General features: G+C 45.3%; 1 protein-coding gene. It reads left to right on the forward strand.

The window, feature by feature from the left end; all coding sequences use genetic code 11:
• Positions 1 to 287: 287 nt before the first annotated feature.
• A partial coding sequence (locus tag DW917_RS17985; RefSeq protein WP_233524822.1) for an Arm DNA-binding domain-containing protein occupies positions 288 to 627 on the forward strand: 340 nt, incomplete at its 3' end.

The following is a 627-nucleotide window of genomic DNA, read 5'->3' on the forward strand; positions in this document are numbered from 1 at the left end:
ATAAAGCTCTAAAGCAGCCAAAGGAGAATAAGAGAGGTTGGAACGTAAACAGTTGGGAATGAGCAGATTTGCACAAAGTTGCCAAATCGGCATAAAGCAAGCGAGTGAGGAATATTGAAGTAGTTCAGTTACTAAATCGTGAGCCACAGTTACCTATGCAAAGCAGGTAACAATGCGGAAAGGCAACTTTGTGCATCAACGGATTTTATTGCACTGATTCTCAATGTTTTGCGTATCAAGGAACGCTTACAAAATGATTATATTTGCACACTCAAAATGTAAGCGTTATGAAAATCGAAAAATTCAAGGTGTTGCTCTACCTAAAAAAGAGCGGAATGGACAAGAATGGAAAAGCTCCCATCATGGGACGCATCACGGTGAACAGGACTATGGCGCAGTTCTCCTGCAAGTTGTCTTGCACTCCATCGCTTTGGAATCCTCGTGCCAGCCGATTGGAGGGCAAGAGCAAGGAAGCCGTGGAGACCAACAAGGACATCGAGCAGTTGTTGCTTTCCATCCAAAAGGCTTTCGATGTGCTTGTGGAAAAGAGAACGGACTTCGAGGCTAAGGATGTCAAGGAGGCTTTGCAGGGCAGCGTCAAGACACAGACCACCCTTCTCTCCTTCG

This window comes from Prevotella sp. AM42-24, from assembly GCF_003461825.1.
GTDB classification, from domain to species: domain Bacteria; phylum Bacteroidota; class Bacteroidia; order Bacteroidales; family Bacteroidaceae; genus Prevotella; species Prevotella hominis.